We start from the raw sequence: 16,443 nt of genomic DNA, 5'->3' as shown, positions 1-16,443 counted from the left end.
ACGGGTCTTTACGGCCTCACGAAAACCAAAGCGGCCCTGACCAGCGTTTCCGCAGGTCAGGGCCGCCTTTTAGTGCCCCGGGAGGGAATCGAACCCCCGACCAAGAGATTAGAAGGCTCCTGCTCTATCCTCTGAGCTACCGAGGCAGGCGACGCACGCACAGCACGCAGCTGGGGCGCCATCAAGAGTTTACCTTGCGGCAGCGGCCTGTGTAGTCAGCTCCGTCTGGACGGTGACTATTCCGCCACAGGCGGCCTTTAGGGCCGGCTGTCCACATAGACGAACTGGATACTGCCGCAGATCCGTGCGGCACGTGAAGCTGAAAGTGCCAGACAGGCAGCTCAACTCACGTTAGGACCAGACCATGAATGACATCATCACCGTCCGGGGATTCGTTGCCTCGGAACCTAAAAGTTCGACGACCCCGGGCGGGACGGGGACAGCCTCGTTCCGGCTGGGTTCCACGGAGCGCAAATTCGACCGCGCCAACAATGTCTGGGTGGACGGCAACACCAACTGGTTCAGCGTCCAGGCGTTCAGGCATCTCGCGGGAAACATTGGATGCAGCGTCAAGAAAGGCCAGCGTGTCATCGTGGTGGGGAAGCTCAAGTTGAGGCAATGGGAACACGACGGCAAGTTCTACCACGCTGCCGAAATCGTCGCCGAGGCGGTGGGGCACGATCTCATGTGGGGTTCGGCGAACTTCATCCGGACCTCCGGTAGCACCAGCCTGCAAAGCACGCCTGCGGCCCCTGAGGCGGAGCCGGAGAACCCGTGGCCCTCTGCGGATGAAGACAGTGAAGACGGCCCCCACGACGACGAGGACGGCAATGTCGCTGCCTCGCGGGGAGTCCTTCTTTCGGCCGGAGAAGGCGAAGAACCTGTTCTCGTTGATACTGCCACCGGAGAACTCGTGGACGCAGCGGTATGAATGGCGCCAAGTATGAAATGTCGTCAGCCTCGAAATAGCGCCAGACATGAAACGGTGCCGGCGCCTCGAACAGCCCATGCGGCGGACGCCGCGGACGCCCGCGGACATCAGCGGACGCCGTGCGGCGCGGTAAGCAGTGCGCCGCATGGCAGAATGGCCGGGTGATGAGCAGGGGAACGCCGCGAAAACCAACAGGACGCCGTTATGCGGCCGGACGCCCGGGTTTGCTGCTTGCAGTGCCATTACTCGTAGCCGGAGTGATGACTGGCTGCACGGCACCTTCGCCCGTCGTATCAGGAAGCGCGCCGGTTTCACCGTTTGCGTCGCCAGGCGCGGCCACCAGCCCTCCCGCTGTCGCACCCAACGCTGGAGGTCCAACAGCTGCGGCATCGGCATCGGCATCGGCATCGGCATCGGCATCGGCATCGGTATCGCCATCGCTGGCCGCGGGCACTGCCGGACTGAAGCAAACTATGGAATCCGTACTCAAAACCATCGCGGCCGCAACCCCCAAACCGGCACAAGATGTCCTGCGATCACAACTCATTTCGGCCGGCATCCCCGCGTCCGCTGTGGAGGTTTCCGCGAGCAAGACGCCGACGGGACTGGATGTCGACGCCATTGAGGCCGCGGCAAGACTGGACAAGGACTGCGTCATGGGCGAGATCAGGGACGGCCAGGTTTCCGTGTCGGTCCTGCCCGTGTTGGCCAGCGGCAAATGCTTCGTCGGGGATTCCCGCTAACCGGGCCGAATGTGAGTTATCCCCTGCCACCCATTAGATTTAACGGCATGGCGGAATTCATTTATACGATGACCAAGGCTCGCAAGGCCGTTGGCGAAAAACTAATCCTGGACGATGTGAGCATGTCGTTCTTCCCTGGCGCGAAGATCGGCGTCGTCGGCCCGAACGGAGCCGGTAAATCCACGATCCTGAAGATCATGGCAGGCATCGACACGCCGTCGAACGGCGAAGCCCGCCTCAGCCCCGGCTACTCCGTGGGCATCCTCCTGCAGGAGCCGCCCCTGAACGAGGAAAAGACCGTCCTGGGCAATGTCCAGGAAGGCGTGGGCGAGATCTACTCGAAAATCCAGCGCTTTAACGAGATCTCCGAGGAAATGGCCAACCCGGACGCCGACTATGACACCCTGCTGGAGGAGATGGGCCACCTTCAGGAAGCCATCGATGCTGCGGATGCGTGGGACATCGATTCCCAGCTCGAACAGGCCATGGACGCACTCCGTTGCCCGCCGGGCGACGCCGACGTCACTGTCCTCTCCGGTGGTGAGCGCCGCCGCGTAGCCCTCTGCAAGCTCCTGCTGCAGAAGCCTGACCTCCTGCTCCTTGACGAGCCCACCAACCACTTGGACGCCGAAAGTGTCCTGTGGTTGGAGCAGCACCTCTCTTCCTACCCCGGTGCCGTCCTCGCCATCACCCACGACCGCTACTTCCTGGACCACGTCGCCGAATGGATCTGTGAAGTAGACCGCGGACGCCTTTACCCCTATGAAGGCAACTACTCCACGTACTTGGAGAAGAAGCGCGCCCGCCTCGAAATCCAGGGCAAGAAGGACGCCAAACAGGCCAAGCGCCTCAGCGAGGAACTCGAATGGGTCCGCTCCAACGCCAAGGGCCGCCAGACCAAGTCGAAGGCTCGTTTGGCCCGGTACGAGGAGATGGCAGCCGAGGCTGACCGCACGAGGAAGCTCGACTTCGAGGAAATCCAGATTCCGCCGGGACCGCGCCTGGGTGGCATGGTCCTGGAAGCGAAGAACCTGCAGAAGGGCTTCGAGGATCGCACCCTGATCGATGGGCTTTCGTTCACGCTGCCCCGCAACGGCATCGTCGGCGTCATCGGCCCCAACGGCGTCGGCAAGACCACGCTGTTCAAAACCATCGTTGGGCTCGAACCGCTCGACGGCGGCGACCTCAAGATCGGTGACTCGGTCAAGATCTCTTACTCGGACCAGAGCCGCGGCGGCATCGATCCGAACAAGACCCTGTGGGAGGTCGTGTCAGACGGCAACGACTTCATCCAGGTCGGCCAAGTTGAAATGCCGTCGCGGGCCTACGTGGCGGCCTTCGGCTTCAAGGGACCGGACCAGCAGAAGAAGGCAGGGGTGCTCTCCGGTGGTGAGCGTAACCGCCTGAACCTGGCACTGACCCTCAAACAGGGCGGAAACCTCCTGCTTCTTGACGAGCCCACCAACGACCTCGACGTCGAGACCCTCAGCAGTCTTGAGAACGCCCTGCTCGAGTTCCCCGGCTGCGCCGTGGTGGTCTCGCACGACCGGTGGTTCCTCGACCGGGTTGCCACCCACATCCTCGCCTACGAAGGCGACGAGGAGAACCCGTCCAAGTGGTACTGGTTCGAGGGCAACTTCGAGTCCTACGAGGAGAACAAGGTCGAACGCCTCGGTCCGGACGCTGCCAAGCCGCACCGCGTCACGCACCGCAAGCTGACCCGCGACTAAAGCGGATTGCACCACAGAAGGCCGGCGCCCTGGATATATCCGGGGCGCCGGCCTTCTGTGTTGCGAAATCTTCGACCGCGTCCGTGGTCGCGGCCGGACAGCTACGACGGGATCCGGAGCATGCCCTCCTGCGCCACCGTGGCGACATGCTGGCCATCGTGGCTGAAGATCTTGCCGGTGGCCAGGCCGCGGGCGCCGCCGGCGCTGGGGGACTCCTGCACGTAGAGCAGCCATTCGTCCACCCTGACGGGGCGGTGCCACCACATGGCGTGGTCAAGGCTCGCCACGCTCATGCCCGGCGTCATCCAACTTAGTCCGTTCTTCCGCAGCACGGATTCCAGGATGGTGTAGTCGCTCGCGTAGGCCAAGGCGGCCAAATGGAGGTTGGGTTCATCCGGCATCGGGCCAAAAGTCTTCATCCAGACTGCATTGCTGGCGACCCGGTCACTGGGCGCTTCCACATAGATCGCGGGATCGACGTGCCGGACATCGAAGGGGCGTTTGAACGACATATGGCGGGCAAACGGATGGTCGAACTTACCCAAGAGTTCCGCCGTGCTCGGGAGCGTTTCGGGGTCGGGAATTCCGGCTGGCATGGAGGACTGGTGTTCCACGCCCTCCGCTTCTGTCTGGAAGGAAGCGATCATCGACAGGATCGGCTGGCCTTCCTGGTATGCGTGCACACGACGCGCGGAGAACGAGCGTCCGTCACGGAGCCGTTCGACGCTGAAAGTGATGGGTTGGTTGGCGTCCCCAGGACGAAGGAAATACCCATGCATGGAATGGACGGTTCGGTGGTCCTCCACCGTGCGCATGCCGGCTACGAGCGACTGGGCGAGGACCTGGCCGCCGAACACCCGGTGGCGTGGCTGCTTCTGGGACGGCCCAAGGAAAATGTCCTCGTCTGTCCTGGCGCCGTCGAAGTCGGCCAAGGACAAGAGATCGATGAGGGTTGCTGTGGGGTCCTCAAGGGCAACCTGGTGCTCCAGGCCGGCGTGCGCGTCAGTCATGGTTCGACTCTAGACGCCCCCTTGACCCCTCTCAACCGCGGACATGCCGGTAGAGTCGATGATGTGTCCGATGTATTGACCCAGTCCTTCCATTTCGCCGATCCACGTGATCTGGCGGATCTCCGCACTTATGTCACGCGTGCCAAGAGCATCGACGATGGCGCCATCCGGCTGCAGGCAAGCGGACACGTCCTGGCGGCGTACGTGTGTGTCTTGAGGCCGCGCATCCTGGGCGAAGCGACCCCGACCATCCTCGGACTTCGGACCATGGCCCTCGCAGCTGACGCGCATGCGGACGTCACCGTCACTCTTTCCTCGGTCCTGGATCGCTTGGCGCGTTCCGGTGCCGACGACGTCGAGCTTCCCATCCCGCCGTCGACCGTTTCCGAATCGTGGGCCGGAGTCGGGGCACCGCGCAGCGGTTGGGAGCCGCTGGGTTCAGTGCCCGACGCCGAACTCAAGTCCGTCGCGAACGCCGGCATTGCCGAGGTGGCCGGGATTGTTCCGGATCAGCCCGGCGCCTTGATCGTCAACAACGCGAGGGCGGCCGTGTGGGGCCGGGAGATCCCGGGGCTCGAGGGCGTGCCCGCCGGCGCGGCGTTCGCGGCCCTGGCGCTCGGTTTCCTTGGCGACGGGGAGCACCGGCTCTTCCGCAACGGCCGCTGGTTCCGGCTCAGCGGGAGCCGGGGCCACATCCTGGCACGATCCGGATCGGGCCTGGGCTTCCAGGCCCGCTAAAGATTGGGGCAGGCCGGCAACCCAGTCCTGCAGGCTCAGGGCTGCTGGACCGACGGGCTGTTGACCATCGTGAGGGCAGCGCGCTCCATGTAGTCCCAGAGCGTTCCCTCGTGAAGCGGCGACAGGTTGAGCGAATCGACTGCCGCGCGCATGTGGAAGAGCCAACGGTCCTTGGCTTCGGGTGTCACTTGGAACGGCATGTGCCGCATCCTCAAGCGCGGGTGCCCACGCTCCTCGCTGTACGTGCCCGGACCGCCCCAGTACTGCTCAAGGAACATGAGGAACCGCCGCTTGGCTGGGCCGAGGTCTTCCTCCGGGTACATTGGCCGGAGCAACGGGTCTCCGGCGACGCCGTCGTAGAAGACATCGATGAGTTTCACGAAAGTCTCATGACCACCGATGGCCTCATAGAAACTGTCGGTGTACGCCGGCTGGCTGAACGGATCGTTCTGCATCAGCTGACGCCGCTGTTCCGGCTGCGGTGCTCCGGCTTCCGGCTGGCTTCCCATGTCACTCACCTGCTTTCTGGTCCCGGACCTTGAGGGATTCCTTGGACGGCTGGGGCGCACCGGAAGCCGCGGTTTCAGCGGGCACGGTCCCTGGGGGAGCAGGCGGAACGTCGTCAGGGACGGTTTGTTCCTCCGGTACGTAGTCGCCTTGCGAGCGGTTGCCCACCCTCAGGATTTCTCCGTTGCGCAGGTACCAGATGGCCCCGTCTTCGGCCCGGAGCCGTGTGATCCGCAGTCCCACGGACTCAACGGTGCCGATCACTTCGGTGGTCACGATCACATCGCCTATCCCGAACTGGTCCTCGATGGTGATGAAGATGCCGGACAGGAAATCGCGGATGAGCTGTTGGGCGCCGAAGCCGATGGCCACACCCAAAATGCCGACGCTTGTGAGCAGTGGGGCGATATCCACATTCAGGTATTTGAGGACGTAGATGGCGACGATGACCACCACAACAACGCTGAGCACGCTTGTCAGCAGCGAGCCGATGGTGTGGGCGCGTTGGGCGCGGCGCTCATGGTCGAGCGCCCGGAAAGCCGGCTGGACCCACCTGAAATGGGGTTTCTTGAAGAGGCTGGTGCCCTCCGCCACCCGGCGGGTAATGCGCAGGATGATGAACCGGGCCACAACCCAGAACAGCAACCCAATGCCTATTGTCACCAAGATGGACGCGTAATCGATCTTGGCTGCATCGGCCACGATGTTGTCGGTCGACGAGGCGACGTTCATATGCGGGAATGCTCCTCACGGGATCCAATTGTTCGCCAAGCCCTTGATTGCCGGGCGCTGAACACTTTGTCCACGTTCAACCCTATCGCCGGAGCGCGCCCGGATCCGCATCGTGATTTCGGGGCGTAGGGCCTTCTTGCCGCCCGGCTAGCTGGCGGCCGCCGTCGTGCTCGGCTCGTGCAGAACGGGAAAATTTACGCTCCGGGCGATAAAGCACACCTGGTTGGCCTCATGGTGCAACTCGTCCATCAGGGAAATATGCTCCGGGTCCGCAACCGTGACCCGCGGCTTCAAGGTGACGGTCTCGAACTGGCCGCTGCCGTCGCGATTGAGCCTCATCATGCCCTCGGCGTGGTCTACGTAATCGGTGACAACCACCCCGTGTTTGACCGCGACGTGCAGGAAAGAGAGCATGTGGCACTGGGAAAGGGCGGTGAGGAGGAGCTGTTCGGGGTTGTACCGGCTACGGTCGCCGTGGAAGGTGGGGTCCGAGGACCCTTTCAGGACGGGCAAGCCGGGGATCTCGACGTCGTGGTCCCGGGTGTAACCACGGTAGGTGGAAGTCCCGGTGCCCAGATTTCCGGTCCAGCGCACGGTCAGGGAGTAGCGGTGTTCGTCCAGGCTCATGCGGAAAGTCTAACGGCGGTGCTTTCGCGTTCGGCGAAGCGAACGGCCCCGGTTCCCTTGAAGCGGAACCGGGGCCTGATGGCGAGTTGCCTGACGGCCTCTTAGACGTCCGCCGCGCGGGCCTTGAGGGCGCGGGCAACGCCGTCGCGGTTTTCGAGCATCATGCGCCGCAGGGCGTTGCTGTCCACTGGCAGTTCGGCGAGGAACTTGTCCGTGCGGTCAACCGTGGCCTGCGTGGTCAGCTGCGCCGGGTAGAGCCCGACGACGATTTGCTGCGCCAGGGCGTGGGTGCGGTTGGCAACAATCTCCGGTACGGCCTCGAAGTATTCCTCGGCGTACGGCTCCAACAGTGAGGTGTCCAGCACCCGTGTGAAGCCCGTGACGGCGGAACTTTGAATGGCGTTCGAGAGCTCGCCGGTAACCACGATCTTCTTCCACGCGGCGGCCTTGGCCTCTGGGGTGGGAAGGGCTGCCGTCGCCAAGGCTGCCGCGTTCTGGCCATTGGCGGTGTGGTCGCGCTCAAGTTCAGCGTCGATCCGATCCTGGCCTTCGCGGCCGCCCACCACCAGCGCGGTGAGGAGTTCCCAGCGCAAGTCCTGGTCAACGGTCAGGCCATCCAGGACAGTGCTGCCGTCCAGGACCGCCTGGATGGTGTCCAGTTGGGAACTGCTCGCGGCAAGCAGCGCGAAGGACTTCACGAATTGGAGCTGGGCGTCCGAGCCGGCAGCGGCGGTGGTCGAGAGTTCCCACAGCGTGTCGGCCGCGGCCACCGTAGCGGCATCCTTGTGCTCAGCTGCAACGTAGTAGGTCAGGGTGGTGGCCAGTTGGCGGAGCTGGGTCTGGATCACCGAGGAATCCGTCTCGGACGCGATATTCGCCAGGATCAGCTCGGCGTAGCCGCGGGCCGGAGTTTCACCGTCGCGGGCCGCATCCCAGGCCGAGCCCCACACCAGCGTGCGGGGCAGGCTGCCGGCGAAGTCCTTCAGGTGGGCCTTTGCAGTGGCCAGGGACGTCGGGTCGAGGCGCACCTTGGCGTAGGCGAGGTCATCGTCGTTGAGCAGGACCAAGTCCGGGCGTGCCAGTCCCGCAAGCGCGGGGACCTCGGTGCGGGGACCGTCGACGTCGAGCTCCTCCCTGTGGGTCCTCTTGAGTTTGCCTTCGGCTGAAAGGTTGTAGAACCCTACGGCAAGGCGGTGCGGCCGCAACGTGGGCTGCTCGTCGATAGCCGTCTGAACGATCGCAAAAGAGGTGATGTTCCCGTTGGCGTCCACCTCGAGCTCGGGGGAGAGGGTGTTGACACCGGAAGTCTCGAGCCAGAGCTTGCCCCATTGGTCCAAATCCCGGCCGCTGGCGGCTTCGAGTTCCTTCATGAGGTCCACCAGTTCGGTGTTCTGCCACGCATGCTTCTGGAAGTATTCGCGGACACCGGCCATGAACTGTTCCGGTCCCACCCAGGCAACCAACTGCCGAAGCACGGAAGCCCCCTTGGCGTAAGTGATGCCATCGAAGTTGACCTCGACGTCCTGGAGGTCGTTGATCTCGGCGAAAATCGGGTGCGTCGTGGGCAACTGGTCCTGCCGGTAGGCCCAGGACTTCTCCACGGAGGCGAAAGTGGTCCAGGCCCGGGCAAATTCGGTGTTTTCGACTGCGGCGAGGTGGGACATGTACTCGGCGAAGGATTCGTTGAGCCAGAGGTCGTTCCACCAGCGCATCGTGACGAGGTCTCCGAACCACATGTGGGCCAGTTCGTGCAGCACGGTGATGGCACGGCGTTCGATCTGGGCGCCAGTGACTTTGCCCCGGAAAACGTAGCCTTCGAGGATGGTCACGGCGCCGGCGTTTTCCATGGCGCCGGCATTGAACTCGGGAACGAACAGTTGGTCGTACTTCTCGAAGGGATACGGGAAACCGAACTGGGACTCGAAGAATTCAAAACCCTGGCGCGTCAGTTCGAAGATGTTGTCGGCGTCCAGGTACTGCATGAGGGACTTTCGCGCGAATACGCCAAGCGGGATGACCCGGCCATCGGAGCTGGTGACCTTGCTGCGGACCGATTGGTATGGTCCCGCGATCAGGGCAGTGACATATGAAGAGATGCGGGGCGTGGGCGCAAAATGCCAGACCGAGCGCGCACAGCCGTCGTCCCCGGGAGTGGTCTCCACCGGTACCGGAGTGGGTGAGTTGGAGACGAGGTCCCAGTGCGAGGGAGCTGTGACCGTGAACGTGAAAGCCGCCTTCAGGTCCGGCTGCTCGAACACAGCGAACATGCGGCGGGAATCGGGCACCTCGAACTGGGTGTACAGGTAGACCTCGTTGTCCACCGGGTCCACGAAGCGGTGCAAGCCCTCACCGGTGTTCATGTAGGGGGCATCGGCAACGACTTTGAGTTCGTTCTCCGCAGCGAGCCCGGGCAGCTGGATGCGGACGCCGTCGGACACCACCGCCGGATCGAGTTCCGTGCCGTTGAGCGTCACGCTGTGCACGGTCTCGGTGATCGCGTCGATAAAGCTGGAGGAGCCCTCGACGGCGGAGAACTTCACCACCGTGGTGGAGCCGAAGACCGTCGAGCCCTTCGTCAAGTCCAGGGTGACGTCGTACGAGCTCACGGTGAGCAATTCCGCGCGCTGTGCGGCTTCGGCGCGCGTCAGGTTCAGGCCTGGCAAGGTTTGCCTCCAAGAATGGTTTCGGGAAGCCGGTTGGTTTCAGCCAGCGCCGGCGCTGTGAAGACATTCTTTCACTTGATTCCGGCTTGGCAAGGAAGCTCGATCACAGTGTCGGCGGCGCGCGGTAGCGTTGGAATATGGGAAAGATGCGCGACTCGCTGGACCTTCGGGCACTCCGCTTTGCGGTGGCATTTCCGCTGCTGCTCGCCGGCGCCTTTGGCGTATGCGCACTCATGTTGCGAAACAACCTTCCGGATCCTGTCGCCATTGCATGGAACGCCGACGGCGGAATCAGCTTCGCGCCGTTCCTGGCCTACGTTTTAGGCGGAGGAGGGATTCTGGTCGTGACGGGTTGGCTGGTGTTCATCCAAGCTGTTCCCCTTGCCCGGCCCGTGATCATGCGCCGGGTCATGATGGGCATGGGCCTTATGGTGACGCTCTTCATCACCGCAGTGCTGGCCGCCGGCCTTGTGGGGCAAACGGGCCTCGCCGACGCCCGCAGTTCGCACGTTGATGCCACGGTCCTCGCGCTGGGCGCGGGTGCGGCGTTGCCCTTGGGCGTGGTGATGATGATGGCTTTCAAGCCCGACCCGCATTGGACGCCGGAAGACGATGCCGCCCTCGAGGCCGAAAGGATCCGGACGGAAGACCCCGGTCTGGCGGAAGATTCCATGCTGCTGTGGGTTCACGCACGGAGCTCGGTGTTCGTGATGATTTGCGTCGCCACCTTGTTCCCCGCAACGCTGATCGCGGTCGCGGTCCCGTGGTTGGGCGCATTGTTGGCAGTGGTCGCCGTCGTCGGGGCGTGTTTCCTTTTTGTCCGGGTCCGGGCGGACAGGGGAGGAGTGCAGGTCTTCGTCGCCGGAATCCTGCGGGTCCTCACAGTGCCGGCCGTGGACATTGCAGGTGCAGCCGCCCAGGAAGTCAGGGCAGCCGACTTCGGCGGCTGGGGACTCCGGCACCACGGGGGCGCCACCGCGATGCTGGTCAGCAGCGGCCCCGCCGTCGTTGTCCGTCAGATCAGCGGCCGGAGGGTGGCGTTCAGCGCCGGGACCTCGGCCGCGGCGGACAGGCTTGCAGGAATCCTGAACCGCGTCGCGGCGCGTGCCCAGCACGGCGAGCAGCCTCCGGTCCCCTGAGCCCGGAGGCCCGGCTTCGTCTTAAGAGGTGAGCCAAGGCCCGATCCTAGTAACCTAGGAACCGCATCCCTCACCGCCGCGCCCGGCTTTGCCGCGTTCGCGCGCCAGACTGAATGGACTTCCTGTGACCACACCCCGCGTCCACATCGCCACGGACCACGCCGGCATGGAGCTCAGCGCCCACCTCGTCAGCCACTTGACCGCCAAAGGCTACGAAGTCGTCGACCACGGCCCCCAGGTATACGACGCCCTTGATGACTACCCTTCGTTCTGCATCAACGCGGCGGCGGCTGTGGTGGCCGACCAAAAGGCAGGCGTCCACGCGTTGGGCATCGTCCTGGGCGGATCCGGCAACGGCGAACAAATAGCTGCGAACAAGGTCAAGGGTGTCCGGGCCGCGCTGGCGTGGAACTTGTCCACGGCGAAACTTGCGCGCGAGCACAACGACGCCAACGTGGTTGCTGTCGGCGGCCGCCAGCACACCGTCGAGGAAGCCACCGGACTGATCGAGGCCTTCCTGGAAGAACCGTTCAGCAACGACGAACGCCACGTCCGCCGCATCGGAAAGATCGCCATCTACGAGAACACCGGCGAAATCGTCGCGTAATGCCTGAAGGGCATTCCATCCATCGCCTGGCACGCCAGTTCCAGGACGTTTTCGCCGGCCGCATGCTGGAGGTCTCCAGCCCCCAAGGCCGTTTCGCCGCGGGTGCGGCGGTTTTGGACCGTCACGAACTCCTCGAAGCGACCGCACACGGCAAGCAGCTCTTCCTCCGCTTTGACCACGGGATGGTTCTGCATGTGCATTTGGGGCTCTATGGCGCGTGGAACTTCGGCGGCGATGAATCCTTCAGCGGGGCCTCGAGCATCGGGGCTCCGCGGCGGATCGGCGAACGGGAGACGTTCGCACGCGACGCCGGGCCCGACGCAGGGAGCCCCGCAATGGGCTACGCGGGTCCGCCACCGCCCGCGGGCGCCGTCCGTGTGCGCCTCGTTTCGGGGAATGGCTGGGCTGACCTGAGGGGCGCCACCACGTGCGCGGCGATCACCGAGGCAGAGGCAGCGGCCGTCGTCGCGCGCTTAGGTCCCGATCCCCTCCACAACCGAACGGGCGACCGCGAGGAGTTCATCCGCCGCTTGCTGCGCCGCAAGACCGCCGTCGGGCTCCTCCTCATGGACCAGGCGGTGGTGGCCGGGATCGGCAACATCTATCGCGCGGAAGTGCTGTTCCGTCAACGCGTTGATCCGTGGACTCCGGGCAGTTCGCTGAGCACCGAAACCGCCGGACGCCTGTGGGATGACACCGTGGCGGCCATGTCCGACGGCGTCTGTGCCGGGCGGATTGTGACGACCCCGGCGGCTTTGTGGAGTGGCGTGAACGCCGGAGTGCTCGACGACGAGGCGCACTTTGTCTACAAGCGGCAGGGACAGCCATGCCGACGATGCGGCGAAGCGGTAGGAGTGGCCGAGGTTGGCGGGCGCAAACTCTATTGGTGCCCTGGCTGCCAGAACTAAGTCAGGCGATGGCGGGGGCAAACACGGGTTATAGGACAAAACGTGTGTATGGGAGGGGCCTGCTTCCCAGTGTTGGCGGGCGAATTTCGGCATAGCTAAGCTCTGGAATCAGGCGCTGGTACGGAACGGAAAAACGGCTGCGGGCAAGCAGCGCTACCGGTGCCAGGGCTGCGGGGCTAGCCGCTCCGGGGAACGCCAGGATGTCAGCAGACGCTCCGAGCTTGAAGCGTTCCTTGGCTGGCCGATGGGTACCTCCAATCGGCCATCGCTCACCTCGTTCGGCGGCGCCCGGTCATTCCGCCGCCGCACGGCTTGGTGCTGGAACGTTGCCCCGCGGATCCCGGTGACCGGCGAGGTCCATGACCAGATCCAGCGAATACGCCGGGCTGAACAACGAGCTCCTCATCAACCTCATGGGTGTTTTCTGGAAGGTCTACGGGAAGATCCCCGTAGAGATCGGCTCCGATAACGAGGATCTTGTAGCAACGGCGGCCATGCACCGAAGCATCTACACCGCCCGCGCCGTGCCCCTTTGTCGAGGGGCGGCGTGACATTCTGCTGGATCATTCGGACGGCCAAGAACGCCCGCCGCGTGATTCCGGGGTGCTAGAAGGTGTCAGGGCCGATGATCCAGCAGAATGTGCACGGCCGGGGCAAACACCCCGGAAACCCCGGAAACACGAAGGGCCCCTCATCGAGGGGCCCTTCGTTACATGGAGGGGACGACGGGAATCGAACCCGCGTAATCAGTTTGGAAGACTGAGGCTTTACCATTAAGCTACGTCCCCGGGTAGAACGCATGCACCCCATGAAACTTTCGGAGTGTTCCGCGCATCTTTCCGGTGGCTGTTGAAGCCGGATATAACTAAACCTAATCCAGGGGCCAAGTGTCAAATGTGCATTCTCCGGCGAGATGCCCGTAGACTGTCCTGTGCATTCACGGGGTGTAGCTCAGCTTGGCTAGAGCGCCTGCTTTGGGAGCAGGAAGTCGCAGGTTCAAATCCTGTCACCCCGACTCTGTGTGCCTGTTCCGATCCGGAACGCGGCAGAACCCCATCCCACAAAACCAGGAGTACTTAGACTGTGAAGAGCGCTGTCGAGAACCTCACCGCCACGCGGGTCAAGCTCAACGTTGAGGTTCCCTTTGAGGAACTGAAGCCGAGCATCGATGCCGCTTACAAGACCGTTGCTTCGCAGATCCAGGTTCCCGGGTTCCGCAAGGGCAAGGTTCCGTCCAAGATCGTCGACCAGCGCGTTGGCCGCGGCTACGTTCTTGAGACCGCCATCAACGATGGCCTCAACGGCTGGTACCAGGCCGCTGTCCAGGAGACCGGCGTGCGCCCGCTGAGCCGTCCCGAGGTCGAGATCACCGAGGTTCCGGACCCGTCCTCGACCGACGGCGAGCTGAAGTTCCAGGTTGAGATCGACGTCCGTCCCGAGGTTGAGCTGCCCGACTACGCAGGCATCAAGGTCGAGGTTGCAGCGGCTGAGTCCTCCGACGCCGACGTCGACAAGGCGCTCGACGAGCTCCGCGGCCGCTTCGGCACCCTGAAGTCCGTCGACCGCCCGGCCGCCGATGGTGACTTCCTGACCATCGACATCACCGCCACGATCGACGGCGCCGAGATCGACTCCGCCACCGGCCTGTCCTACCAGGTTGGCGCAGGCACCATGCTTGAAGGCCTCGACGAGGCCGTCACAGGCCTTTCGGCCGAAGAAGAAGCAATCTTCGACACCACGCTGGTTGGCGGCGAGCACGCCGGCGAGGCTGCCCAGGTCAAGGTTGCCGTCAAGACGGTCAAGGAGCGCGAGCTTCCCGAGGCCAACGACGACTTCGCCCAGTTGGCATCCGAGTTCGACACCCTTGCCGAACTGCGTGAAGACCTTGCCAAGCAGGCCGCTGAGTCCAAGGTCGTCGGCCAGGGCGTCGAAGCCCGCGACAAGGTCTTGGACAAGCTCGTCGAGCTCATCGAGGTTCCGGTTCCGGACTCTGTGGTCGAAGAGCAGCTCGAAGCGCACTTCAACCAGGAGAACGCCCACGGTGAAGGCGAGCACGACACCGAGGAACACCGCGCCGAGGTCAAAGCCAACACGGCCCGCGCATTCCAGAACGAAATCATCCTTGACGCCATTGCCGACAAGGAAGAAGTGAGCGTCAGCCAGAACGAGCTGATCGACTACATCGTCTCCACTGCAAGCCAGTACGGCATGGACCCGAACCAGTTCGCCCAGATCATCGATCAGAGCGGCCAGGTTCCCATGATGGTTTCCGAGGTACGCCGCCGCAAGGCACTGGCAGTCGTCCTCGGCCAGGCTGAGGTAGTCGACTCCGAAGGCAACAAGGTGGACCTCAGCGACTTCGTCCGCCCCGCCGGCGAAGAGGCCACGGCAGGGGAAGCAGCAGGAGAAGCAGCTGAAGCCGAAGAGGCCGCGGTTGTTCCGAGCGATGACCCCGCTGCAGTAAAGTTCTAGTTTCAACTCAAGCCGCCCCCGGATCCTGGATCCGGGGGCGGCTTGGTTTAAGCCCCGGGAGCAGGGAAAGTGTCCCCTCCCGCAATCGTGCGCCGTCAGCGAACAGCGCTATTTGGGTGAACAAATCGCCGTGGAAAACGGTTAGTGTCCAAGTAGTGAAGATCAGGGATGGCAAGTTCAGCAATGGCCCTGTCACCAGCGAGAGGTAAGTACTAATGTCACAGCACGCAGAGGCCCCCAGGATGGCAACAGTCGATCCAGCGGCCCAGGACAACTACATCTACAACCGCCTGCTGAAAGAGCGCATCATCTGGCTCGGATCCGAAGTCCGTGATGAGAACGCCAACGCGATCTGCTCGCAGCTCCTCCTCCTCTCGGCTGAAGACCCGGAGAAGGACATCTACCTGTACATCAACTCTCCCGGCGGCTCCGTGACCGCAGGCATGGCCATTTACGACACGATGCAGTTCATCCCGAACGACGTCGTGACTGTGGCCACCGGGCTTGCAGCTTCCATGGGCCAGTTCCTCCTTTCCTCGGGCACCAAGGGCAAGCGCTACGCCACGCCCAACGCCCGCATCCTGATGCACCAGCCTTCCGGCGGCATCGGTGGCACGGCGTCGGATATCAAGATCCAGGCGGAGCTCATCCTTCACATGAAGAAGGTCATGGCTGAGCTGACGGCCGAACAGACTGGACAGACCGTGGAAACCATCCTCAAGGACAACGACCGCGACAAGTGGTTCACCGCCTCCGAAGCGCTCGAATACGGCTTCTTCGACAAGATCTCCGCCCACGCAGGCTCTGTAGCCGGCGGCGGCGGTACCGCCAACTCGTCGAATTCCGAGAAGTAACCGGCAGCAAGAAACATTCAGATCAGGAGCAATAAAATGAACTACAACTTTGGATGGTCTGCCGGTAATCTCCCGTCCAGCCGCTACGTCCTCCCGCAATTCGAAGAGCGCACGCCCTACGGCTTCAAGCGCCAGGACCCGTACACGAAGCTGTTCGAGGACCGCATCATCTTCTTGGGCGTGCAGGTTGACGACGCTTCCGCTGACGACATCATGGCCCAGCTGCTGGTTCTGGAGTCCACGGACCCGGACCGCGACATCACCTTGTACATCAACTCCCCGGGCGGATCGTTCACCGCCATGACCGCGATTTACGACACCATGACGTACATTCGTCCGGAGATCCAGACCGTGTGCCTGGGCCAGGCGGCCAGTGCCGCTGCCGTCCTGCTTGCGGCCGGCACTCCGGGCAAGCGCCTCGCACTGCCCAACGCCAGGGTCCTGATCCACCAGCCGTCGCTGTCCGGCGGCCAGGGGGGCCAGGCTTCGGACCTTGAGATTCAGGCCGCAGAAGTCATGCGCATGCGCTCGTGGCTTGAGGAGACACTTGCCAAGCACTCCGGCCGGACGCCGGAGCAGGTCAACAACGATATTGAGCGCGACAAGATCCTCACCGCCGCCGAGGCGATGAATTACGGATTGATCGACCAGGTGCTGGATTCCCGCAAGATCAAGCCCCAGGCGATCGCAAGGTAACTGGCCAAAACTCGACGCCGGTGCGGTTCAGGAAATATGGACCGCACCGGCGTTCTGTTTCAACCCAAGCAGCCCATTGTGTCCTA

Annotated in this window: 17 protein-coding genes, 3 tRNA genes and 1 pseudogene; 13 read left to right on the top strand and 8 right to left on the bottom strand. The window is 63.5% G+C overall.

The features are described 5' to 3' along the window. Positions 1-73 precede the first annotated feature (73 nt). A tRNA-Arg gene (locus tag J2S96_RS10515) sits at positions 74-146 on the bottom strand. Positions 147-364: 218 nt separating this feature from the next. Here J2S96_RS10515 and J2S96_RS10510 point away from each other — a divergent pair. After that, on the top strand, positions 365-931 hold the full coding sequence (locus J2S96_RS10510; protein ID WP_306862723.1) for a single-stranded DNA-binding protein: 567 nt from the start codon (positions 365-367) through the stop codon (positions 929-931). 202 nt (positions 932-1,133) lie between these two features. Here J2S96_RS10510 and J2S96_RS10505 read toward each other — a convergent pair whose 3' ends face one another. Continuing rightward, entirely contained in the window at positions 1,134-1,385 is a 252-nt protein-coding gene (locus J2S96_RS10505; RefSeq protein WP_306862721.1) for a hypothetical protein, read from the bottom strand. Positions 1,386-1,404: 19 nt separating this feature from the next. Here J2S96_RS10505 and J2S96_RS10500 point away from each other — a divergent pair, with 19 nt between their 5' ends. Both J2S96_RS10500 and ettA read left to right on the top strand, forming a co-directional pair. After that, complete coding sequence (locus J2S96_RS10500) at positions 1,405-1,674, top strand: DUF6993 domain-containing protein (protein ID WP_306862719.1); 270 nt, start codon at positions 1,405-1,407, stop codon at positions 1,672-1,674. Between the two features lie 47 nt (positions 1,675-1,721). Then, positions 1,722-3,404: an energy-dependent translational throttle protein EttA gene (ettA, locus tag J2S96_RS10495; protein ID WP_306862717.1), complete on the top strand. Its 1,683-nt coding sequence runs from the start codon at positions 1,722-1,724 to the stop codon at positions 3,402-3,404. Positions 3,405-3,505: 101 nt separating this feature from the next. Here ettA and J2S96_RS10490 read toward each other — a convergent pair whose 3' ends face one another. Beyond that, entirely contained in the window at positions 3,506-4,414 is a 909-nt protein-coding gene (locus J2S96_RS10490; protein ID WP_306862716.1) for an acyl-CoA thioesterase, read from the bottom strand. A gap of 63 nt (positions 4,415-4,477) precedes the next feature. On the opposite strand from J2S96_RS10490, the gene J2S96_RS10485 reads away from it, so the two are divergent. Further along, a complete protein-coding gene (locus J2S96_RS10485; protein ID WP_306862715.1) occupies positions 4,478-5,152 on the top strand; it encodes a hypothetical protein in 675 nt (224 codons plus the stop codon). A 35-nt stretch (positions 5,153-5,187) separates the two neighbouring features. Here J2S96_RS10485 and J2S96_RS10480 read toward each other — a convergent pair whose 3' ends face one another. From J2S96_RS10480 to pepN, 4 genes are all read right to left on the bottom strand, one after another. Further along, positions 5,188-5,661 carry a globin gene (locus J2S96_RS10480; protein WP_306862714.1) on the bottom strand — a complete coding sequence of 158 codons (474 nt, stop codon included), beginning with the start codon at positions 5,659-5,661 and terminating at the stop codon, positions 5,188-5,190. A 1-nt stretch (position 5,662) separates the two neighbouring features. After that, positions 5,663-6,391, bottom strand: coding sequence for a mechanosensitive ion channel family protein (locus tag J2S96_RS10475; RefSeq protein ID WP_306862712.1), 729 nt, complete (start codon positions 6,389-6,391; stop codon positions 5,663-5,665). Between the two features lie 147 nt (positions 6,392-6,538). Continuing rightward, positions 6,539-7,018 carry an OsmC family protein gene (locus J2S96_RS10470; protein WP_306862710.1) on the bottom strand — a complete coding sequence of 160 codons (480 nt, stop codon included), beginning with the start codon at positions 7,016-7,018 and terminating at the stop codon, positions 6,539-6,541. Between the two features lie 101 nt (positions 7,019-7,119). Next, the gene (pepN, locus tag J2S96_RS10465; RefSeq protein WP_306862708.1) at positions 7,120-9,681 is read right to left on the bottom strand and encodes an aminopeptidase N; all 2,562 of its coding nucleotides are present in this window, start codon (positions 9,679-9,681) and stop codon (positions 7,120-7,122) included. Between the two features lie 137 nt (positions 9,682-9,818). Between pepN and J2S96_RS10460 the strand changes: the two genes are divergently transcribed. The 5 genes and pseudogenes from J2S96_RS10460 to J2S96_RS10445 all read left to right on the top strand — a co-directional run bounded on the left by J2S96_RS10460 (position 9,819) and on the right by J2S96_RS10445 (position 12,886). After that, positions 9,819-10,820 (top strand): hypothetical protein, encoded by a 1,002-nt coding sequence (locus J2S96_RS10460; RefSeq protein WP_306862707.1) that lies wholly within the window; start codon positions 9,819-9,821, stop codon positions 10,818-10,820. A 124-nt stretch (positions 10,821-10,944) separates the two neighbouring features. Continuing rightward, a complete protein-coding gene (locus tag J2S96_RS10455; RefSeq protein ID WP_306862706.1) occupies positions 10,945-11,427 on the top strand; it encodes a ribose-5-phosphate isomerase in 483 nt (160 codons plus the stop codon). Next, positions 11,427-12,335: an Fpg/Nei family DNA glycosylase gene (locus tag J2S96_RS10450; RefSeq protein WP_306862704.1), complete on the top strand. Its 909-nt coding sequence runs from the start codon at positions 11,427-11,429 to the stop codon at positions 12,333-12,335. Before J2S96_RS10455 ends, J2S96_RS10450 begins: the two co-directional genes overlap by 1 nt. Before the next feature lie 91 nt (positions 12,336-12,426). After that, positions 12,427-12,513 (top strand): annotated as a pseudogene (locus J2S96_RS20275) (IS1/IS1595 family N-terminal zinc-binding domain-containing protein); the annotation flags it as partial. Between the two features lie 181 nt (positions 12,514-12,694). Then, a complete protein-coding gene (locus tag J2S96_RS10445) occupies positions 12,695-12,886 on the top strand; it encodes a hypothetical protein (protein WP_370873072.1) in 192 nt (63 codons plus the stop codon). Positions 12,887-13,049: 163 nt separating this feature from the next. On the opposite strand, the gene J2S96_RS10440 is transcribed toward J2S96_RS10445, so the two are convergent. Further along, a tRNA-Gly gene (locus tag J2S96_RS10440) sits at positions 13,050-13,123 on the bottom strand. Positions 13,124-13,275: 152 nt separating this feature from the next. Here J2S96_RS10440 and J2S96_RS10435 point away from each other — a divergent pair. The 4 genes from J2S96_RS10435 to J2S96_RS10420 all read left to right on the top strand — a co-directional run bounded on the left by J2S96_RS10435 (position 13,276) and on the right by J2S96_RS10420 (position 16,357). Further along, positions 13,276-13,350: transfer RNA gene (locus J2S96_RS10435), tRNA-Pro, on the top strand. Positions 13,351-13,418: 68 nt separating this feature from the next. After that, entirely contained in the window at positions 13,419-14,807 is a 1,389-nt protein-coding gene (gene tig / locus J2S96_RS10430; protein WP_306862702.1) for a trigger factor, read from the top strand. A 242-nt stretch (positions 14,808-15,049) separates the two neighbouring features. Continuing rightward, on the top strand, positions 15,050-15,661 hold the full coding sequence (locus J2S96_RS10425) for an ATP-dependent Clp protease proteolytic subunit (RefSeq protein ID WP_306862826.1): 612 nt from the start codon (positions 15,050-15,052) through the stop codon (positions 15,659-15,661). 36 nt (positions 15,662-15,697) lie between these two features. Next, a complete protein-coding gene (locus tag J2S96_RS10420) occupies positions 15,698-16,357 on the top strand; it encodes an ATP-dependent Clp protease proteolytic subunit (RefSeq protein WP_306862701.1) in 660 nt (219 codons plus the stop codon). The last annotated feature ends 86 nt before the right edge of the window (positions 16,358-16,443 follow it).

The organism is Arthrobacter bambusae, from assembly GCF_030812595.1.
Taxonomy (GTDB): Bacteria; Actinomycetota; Actinomycetes; order Actinomycetales; family Micrococcaceae; genus Arthrobacter; species Arthrobacter bambusae_B.
Note: the sequence above shows the minus strand (reverse complement) of the source record. Positions and strands in the feature narration are given on the sequence as shown.